Source organism: Diaphorobacter ruginosibacter, assembly GCF_040396215.1.
Lineage (GTDB): Bacteria > Pseudomonadota > Gammaproteobacteria > Burkholderiales > Burkholderiaceae_C > Diaphorobacter_A > Diaphorobacter_A ruginosibacter_A.
Genome location: NZ_JBEBOW010000165.1, coordinates 1 through 6,434, shown reverse-complemented (window position 1 = coordinate 6,434; position 6,434 = coordinate 1). Strand labels below are relative to the sequence as shown.

7 protein-coding genes are annotated in these 6,434 nt (G+C 62.5%); all 7 read right to left on the bottom strand.

Annotated features, from left to right (window positions below):
- Window positions 1–481 (bottom strand): 16S rRNA (cytosine(1402)-N(4))-methyltransferase RsmH (gene rsmH, locus ABWP92_RS15720; RefSeq protein ID WP_353236343.1); only part of this gene is annotated, 481 nt, incomplete at its 3' end.
- A 9-nt stretch (window positions 482–490) separates the two neighbouring features.
- A complete protein-coding gene (gene mraZ, locus ABWP92_RS15715; protein ID WP_353236342.1) occupies window positions 491–919 on the bottom strand; it encodes a division/cell wall cluster transcriptional repressor MraZ in 429 nt (142 codons plus the stop codon).
- A 252-nt stretch (window positions 920–1,171) separates the two neighbouring features.
- Window positions 1,172–2,488, bottom strand: a complete 1,317-nt coding sequence (hslU, locus tag ABWP92_RS15710; protein WP_353236341.1) for an ATP-dependent protease ATPase subunit HslU — start codon at window positions 2,486–2,488, stop codon at window positions 1,172–1,174.
- A 99-nt stretch (window positions 2,489–2,587) separates the two neighbouring features.
- On the bottom strand, window positions 2,588–3,133 hold the full coding sequence (hslV, locus tag ABWP92_RS15705; protein ID WP_353236340.1) for an ATP-dependent protease subunit HslV: 546 nt from the start codon (window positions 3,131–3,133) through the stop codon (window positions 2,588–2,590).
- Window positions 3,134–3,303: 170 nt separating this feature from the next.
- Complete coding sequence (locus ABWP92_RS15700; RefSeq protein WP_353236339.1) at window positions 3,304–5,034, bottom strand: STAS domain-containing protein; 1,731 nt, start codon at window positions 5,032–5,034, stop codon at window positions 3,304–3,306.
- A gap of 66 nt (window positions 5,035–5,100) precedes the next feature.
- Window positions 5,101–5,826 carry an RNA polymerase-binding protein DksA gene (gene dksA / locus ABWP92_RS15695; protein WP_353236338.1) on the bottom strand — a complete coding sequence of 242 codons (726 nt, stop codon included), beginning with the start codon at window positions 5,824–5,826 and terminating at the stop codon, window positions 5,101–5,103.
- Window positions 5,827–5,990: 164 nt separating this feature from the next.
- Window positions 5,991–6,434 (bottom strand): GTP-binding protein (locus ABWP92_RS15690; protein ID WP_353236337.1); only part of this gene is annotated, 444 nt, incomplete at its 5' end.

Here is a 6,434-nt window from a genome sequence, read left to right as displayed (position 1 = left end):
GGCCAGCAAACCGTTCTTCGCCGTAGTCACGTATCACCTCCGCTATCTGCTTTGCCTCAGCTTCCGCCAACCACTGGGCGACACTTTCCCCACGGGTGGTGTCCATGCGCATGTCCAGCGGGCCTTCGAAGCGAAAGCTGAAGCCACGCTCCGGATCGTCAATTTGCGGGGAACTCACCCCCAGGTCGAGCAGCAGGCCGTCCACGCTGCCCTCGGGCAACTCGCCAAGATGGCTGAAGCCCTCATGCCGGATTGAAAAACGCGCATCCGTGATGCGCGTTGCGGCTTCGATGGCCTGCGGGTCCTTGTCGAACGCCACCAGGCGGCCACCCGGCCCCAGCCGCTGAAGAATGAGGCCCGAATGGCCGCCGCGGCCAAACGTGCCGTCGACATACGTCGCCGAGGCGTCGTGGCCCGTGCTGAACAGGGCATCGACCGCCTCGTTCAGCAGGACCGTGGTGTGCAGCAATGGCTGATTCACTCGCTGCCCCTAGAAAGAAAAATCCTTGAACACATCCGGCATCTCACCTTGCATGGCCTCGGCCTCCTCGGCGTCGTATTTCGCCTTGTCCCAAAGCTCGAAGTGATTGCCCATGCCAAGCAGCATGGTGTCCTTGCTGATGCCCGCGGCCTGGCGCAGTTCCGGCGAGACCAGCACGCGCCCCGTGCCGTCCATGTCCACATCCATTGCATTGCCCAGGAAAATGCGCTTCCACCACTGCGCGGACATGGGCAGTTGGGCGATACGCTCGCGGAACTTCTCCCATTCGGGGCGCGGGAACACCATCAGGCAGCCATGCGGATGCTTGGTGATGGTGAGCTGCCCGGCTGCCGTCGCCATCAGGACGTCACGATGCCGGGTCGGTACCGATAACCGACCCTTTGCATCGAGACTGATGGAGGACGCCCCTTGAAACACCGTTGGACCTCAGCTTGGTTGACCGTCAATTCCGAGAATTTCCGGCACTTTTCACCACTTAATTGCACTTTTTTGCACTGTAGCAGGAAAAGAACACCACGCAAGGGGTCAGTCAACACAAATTTGCAATGAAATCAACGACTTAGATTCGATTTTAGAGGTCGCCAACCAGATAAAACCCTTATTTATTAAGCACTTAGGGTTCGCTCTGGAAGTGACACTTGAGGCTTCTTGGCTAATTCGATAAAACCGTCAGAGAATGTATCTAGTCAAGTCCTCGTTTTGACTCAGCATCTGTAGACGCACATCAACGTACGCGGCGTCGATCCTCACCGTCTGTCCCGATAGTTTCACTGCATCGAAGCTGACTTCATCCAGCAGTCGTTCCATCACGGTGGACAACCGGCGCGCGCCGATGTTTTCAGTGCGCTCATTCACGTCGAAGGCGATGTGCGCGAGGCGGGTGATGCCGTCGGGCAGGAACTCCAGCGTCACGCCCTCGGTCGCCAAAAGCGCCTGGTATTGCTTGACCAGGGAGGCATGCGTCTGCGTGAGGATGGCCTCGAAGTCCTTCACGGACAGGGACTCCAGCTCGACGCGGATCGGAAAGCGCCCCTGCAGCTCGGGGATCAGGTCGCTCGGCTTGGCAAGGTGGAACGCGCCGGATGCGATGAAAAGAATGTGGTCCGTCTTGACCATGCCGTATTTGGTGGACACGGTCGTGCCCTCCACCAGCGGCAGCAGGTCGCGCTGCACGCCCTGGCGCGACACATCGGAGCCCGAGGACTCCTGGCGCACGGCCACCTTGTCGATTTCATCGATGAAGACGATGCCGTTCTGCTCGGCGTTCGAGAGCGCGCGCGTCTTGACCTCTTCCTCGTTGACGAGCCTGGCGGCCTCTTCGTCGATGAGCAGCTTCATGGCCTCGGCAATCCTGAGCTTGCGGGTCTTGCGCTTTTCCCCGCCCATCTGGCTGAACATGCCGCGCAGCTGCTCGGTCATTTCCTCCATGCCTTGCGGGCCCATGATCTCCAGTTGCGGGCGCGCTTCGGCCAGGTCGATCTCGATTTCCTTGTCGTCGAGCTGCCCCTCGCGCAGTTTCTTGCGAAAGGTCTGGCGGGCCGCGCCATCGGGCGCGGGATCGCTGCCGCGCGCGGGCGGAATCAGCACGTCGAGGATGCGCTCCTCGGCCGCATCCTCGGCGCGCATGCGCATTTTCTTCATGTCGGACTCGCGGGTCTGCTTGACGGCGATCTCGACCAGGTCGCGGATGATGGAGTCGACGTCCTTGCCCACGTAGCCCACCTCGGTGAACTTCGTGGCCTCGACCTTGATGAACGGAGCATCCGCCAGCCGGGCAAGGCGGCGGGCGATCTCGGTCTTGCCAACGCCGGTGGGGCCGATCATCAGGATGTTCTTTGGCGTGATCTCATGGCGCAGGCCGGCATCGACCTGCTGGCGGCGCCAACGGTTGCGCAGGGCAATGGCGACCGCGCGCTTGGCGTTGTTCTGCCCGACGATGTGGTTGTCCAACTCGGAAACGATTTCCTGAGGCGTCATTGAATACATGGCTTGGTCTTCGGTGGTGGGCAAAGCCTTGCGGCCTCGCCGGTGGATCGTCTTGCTGGCGTGGCGCGAAAAAGCCCGGGAAGCGCTCCCGGAGCATGCCTACAGCGTCTCGATGGTGTGGTGCATGTTGGTGTAGATGCACAGCTCTCCGGCAATCGCCAGCGACTTTCGCACGACTTCCTCGGCGGAAAGATCGGTGTTGTTGAGCAGCGCCTTGGCGGCGGAGTGCGCATAGGCGCCGCCGGAGCCGATCGCCACGATGCCCTGCTCGGGCTCGAGCACGTCGCCATTGCCCGTGATGATGAGCGATGCGGTCTCGTCGGCCACGGCGAGCATGGCTTCGAGGCGGCGCAGCACGCGATCGGTACGCCAGTCCTTGGTGAGCTCGATCGCCGCGCGGGTGAGCTGGCCGTTGTGCTTTTCGAGCTTGGCCTCGAAACGCTCGAACAGCGTGAATGCATCCGCTGTCGCGCCCGCGAAGCCCGCCAGCACGCGGCCGTTGTAGAGCTTGCGCACCTTGCGCGCGGTACCCTTGACCACGATGTTGCCAAGCGTGACCTGGCCGTCGCCGCCGATGGCGACCTGAATGCCGTCCGCCGTCTGGCGGCGGACGCTGAGAATGGTGGTGCCGTGATACTGTTCCATGGCTGTAGGAAATGGGGGCCGCCAGGGAAATCTCAAGACGGACGCGGCAGCCAATTCCGGAATTTCACCATGAGAAAAGCGCGCGGGGATAGCGCGCTTTTGTCCAACGCCGTGGACCGACCCGGTCCGCGCAAGCATGCGTCGAGCTGATTTGCGCAGAGGTCCCCGGATCAGTTGCGGCGCGGCACGACCCAGGCGTGCTCGCTGACCCCGATCACGTTGAAGAAGACCGCGATGAGGCGATGCAGGTTGTTGAACTGCACGACCCGGCCCTTTGCCTGCTGCTCGGCCGCCCAGTTGAGCACCGAACCGGCTGCCGGGAAGTCCATGCGGATCAGGTGGTCGCAGGCGATGATCAGGGGAGCATCGGGCTGCGCCAGCGCCTCGAACGGCTCGAGCAGCGGGATCGCATCCCCGTCGATATAGCCCGACAGCCCGGGCAGCCTGGCCTTTTCCTGGCCGGACGAACGCGGCTCGCTTGACGAACGATCAGGCTGCGGGCCGCGCCCGGCCTGCTCGTGAGCTGTGTTGGCCGCGCTGTCGTCCCCCGTGAAAGTGCACAGCGTGGGGGCCCAGGACGGAGGCGATACCTCATAGGTCACGCAGTAGTCGAGCGCGACCAGTTCGAACTCATCCGGCAGCCCCATCAGCCGCAGCGCCGCCATGCGCAGGTTCCACCACTGGCTGTCCACCGAGCGGTCTCCCTGCGGGGTCTTCGAGCGCAACAGTTCGTTGAGCGCGGACACGCCAACGAACTTGAGAGCGACGGGCTCATCCGCCCAGCGTAGGAACAGCTCCACGAGCCCCGGAATGGCGACGGGCTCGATGCCGGCCATGCGCGACCAGTTCAGCGTCCAGGGCGGAGCTGGCTTGCGCGCAAGGGACGCCAGCAACGCGGTCAACGACTGCTGGGTCAGCAAGGCGGGAGCGCTCCAGCTGAATTCGCGCTGGATGGCCGATACCGCGCCCGCGGCGGGCGCCGCCTCCAGCCCCAGTTGCTCGGGCAAAGAGAACCACAGGGGCGCCGAGCGGCCAAAGCGGCCGGCGTATTCGATCGCCAGCCTGTCGAAACGATCCTGCTGGCCGGTAGCGCGGTACAGATCGAACAGGGTCATCCAGATGTCCGCCTGTTCCTCGGCCTGATCGTCCGCATGCTGCGCGAGCACCTCCATCAAGCCTGATTCAGCACCCGCATGGTCGCCGTTGGCGAAGCGCAGGGCAGCCTCTTCAAGATCGGGTTCGTGCACAAATTTCTCCAGTTCCTCGTAGGCTACGACGGCATCCATACCCAGCGTGGGTACATCAAACTCCATGAGGGCTGCCCCGGGGCCCATCGGAATGGTCGCAGCCGCTGTATTTTCCACCGCCGCGGTCGTGGTCGGGGCAAAGCTCGTCGAATCCGCCAACGGCTCGGTGGGCGCAAATTCAAGCGGCACCTCTGCAGTGCCCCTGGCCTCGTCATGGACCGGCGGAACGACACGCGGCACCACCGGGCTGTTGCCGCCCAGGGCGCCCGGCTTGGCGCGCCACCACTGCTGCGACATCTGCGCCTCGATCTCGTCGATCTTCTTGAGCGTGACCGCCCTGCCGTCCGGCGACACCGTATTGGCGGCCTGCTGCATCATGGTGCTCTGCAGGAACGTCGTGCGCGCGGATGAATCGTCGAGCTTCTGCCCCCGCACGAACTCCTTGCGGCGGATCTTGCGCAACTGGTCGAACTCGCGGCGCCGCACGAAGTCGTTGCGGCGCTTGCGTTCGATCATCTCCTTGAGCATCTGCTTGCTGTACAGGCCTTCCTTGTCTTCTTCAGGAGCATCCAGCTCTGACCACTGCACGGTCGGGTTGCGCACGAAGCGCACCACCTTGGACAGCAAACCACGGGCAGAATCTTCCTTGTTCATGACAATCTGGTGTTCAGCCCCGCCGCCGCCCTGGACACGCCATGGGCACGGCAGGCGCGGCGGCCATCAATCTCCGTACATCTTTTGCTTGAGCTCACGCCGCTGCTGCGCTTCAAGCGACAGCGTGGCGGTGGGCCGGGCGATCAGGCGGCCCACACCGATGGGCTCGCCCGTTTCATCGCAGTAACCATAGTCACCGGCATCGATACGCGCGATGGACTGCTCGATCTTCTTCAGGAGCTTGCGTTCACGATCGCGGGTGCGCAATTCCAGCGCATGTTCTTCCTCGATCGTCGCGCGGTCCGCGGGGTCGGGAACAACCACGGTGTCTTCGCGCAGATGCTCGGTGGTCTCACCGGCATTGTTATGCATGTCTTGTTTGATTTGAATCAATTTATGACGGAAGAACGCCAATTGCTTGTCGTTCATGTACTCGCTGTCGGGCATGGCGAGCACTTCCGCATCGGTGAGCTCTTCTCCACTCTTCGTTTTCCAGTTGTTTGCCAACTTGGGGTCTTTCTTGGCTGCCGCCGCGGTAGCTTGCAATGTCGTAGGCATAGGGTCGTTTCTGCGGGCGAGGGAGGCCGGCGCGGCCTCCTCATGTACCGGGGATGGTACGGTCGAATGCTTGGATCGGGAAATGGGCCGGGCGTCCCCAGCGTCCTCCGGAGCACGCCCGGTCTGGGTCACAGACTTGCGGGCTCCAGCCGGAGCGGGTGGCGCCTTGCCCACCGCCCCGTCAGCGCCTGGCGTCTTGGCGGTCGCCTTGGATTTGCTGGGTACGGCTTTCATTTCCTGTCTCCTCGCAATACGGGCGGAGCCGGAACAAATGCAAAAGCAACTATCCCGGGTTTTTCGGGGCGCGATTGTAGCGGCCTATTTTCCAAATGGGGGAAAAGTGGCGCGCAACCCACGCGGACTTTCTCAAATACCCGCCGACAAAAAGCAGATTCACCTCAAACCAGGCACTGCTCCAGCCCCTGGGTGAGGATGTCCTTGGGCAATTCGATGCCGATGAACACCATCTTGCTCACCCGCTGCTCGCCCTGCGTCCATTCTGGCCCCAGATCGCTGCCCATCAACTGATGAACACCCTGGAATATCACCTTGCGATCGGTGCCCTGCATGTTGAGCACGCCCTTGTAGCGCAGCATCCGTGGTCCGTAGATGTTCACGATCGCGCCGAGGAAGTCCTCCAGCTTGACGGGATCGAAGGCGCGTTCGGCGCGGAAGACGAAGCTTTTCACATCGTCGTCATGGTGATGGTGGTGCGGGTGGTGGCAATGCTCGCCGTGCTCATGGTCGTGATGGTCATGGCCGCAGTGTTCGTCATGCACGTGGCCATCATGCTCGCACTCGCCATGCTCGTGATCACAGTGGCTGTGGTCATGGTCATGGTC

Bases quoted from the DNA above. Each gene is read 5' to 3' on its own strand.
- hslU (WP_353236341.1), bottom strand. From the start codon at position 2,488: ATGTATTCAATGACGCCTCAGGAAATCGTTTCCGAGTTGGACAACCAC.
- hslV (WP_353236340.1), bottom strand. From the start codon at position 3,133: ATGGAACAGTATCACGGCACCACCATTCTCAGCGTCCGCCGCCAGACG.
- ABWP92_RS15700 (WP_353236339.1), bottom strand. From the start codon at position 5,034: ATGAACAAGGAAGATTCTGCCCGTGGTTTGCTGTCCAAGGTGGTGCGC.
- dksA (WP_353236338.1), bottom strand. From the start codon at position 5,826: ATGAAAGCCGTACCCAGCAAATCCAAGGCGACCGCCAAGACGCCAGGC.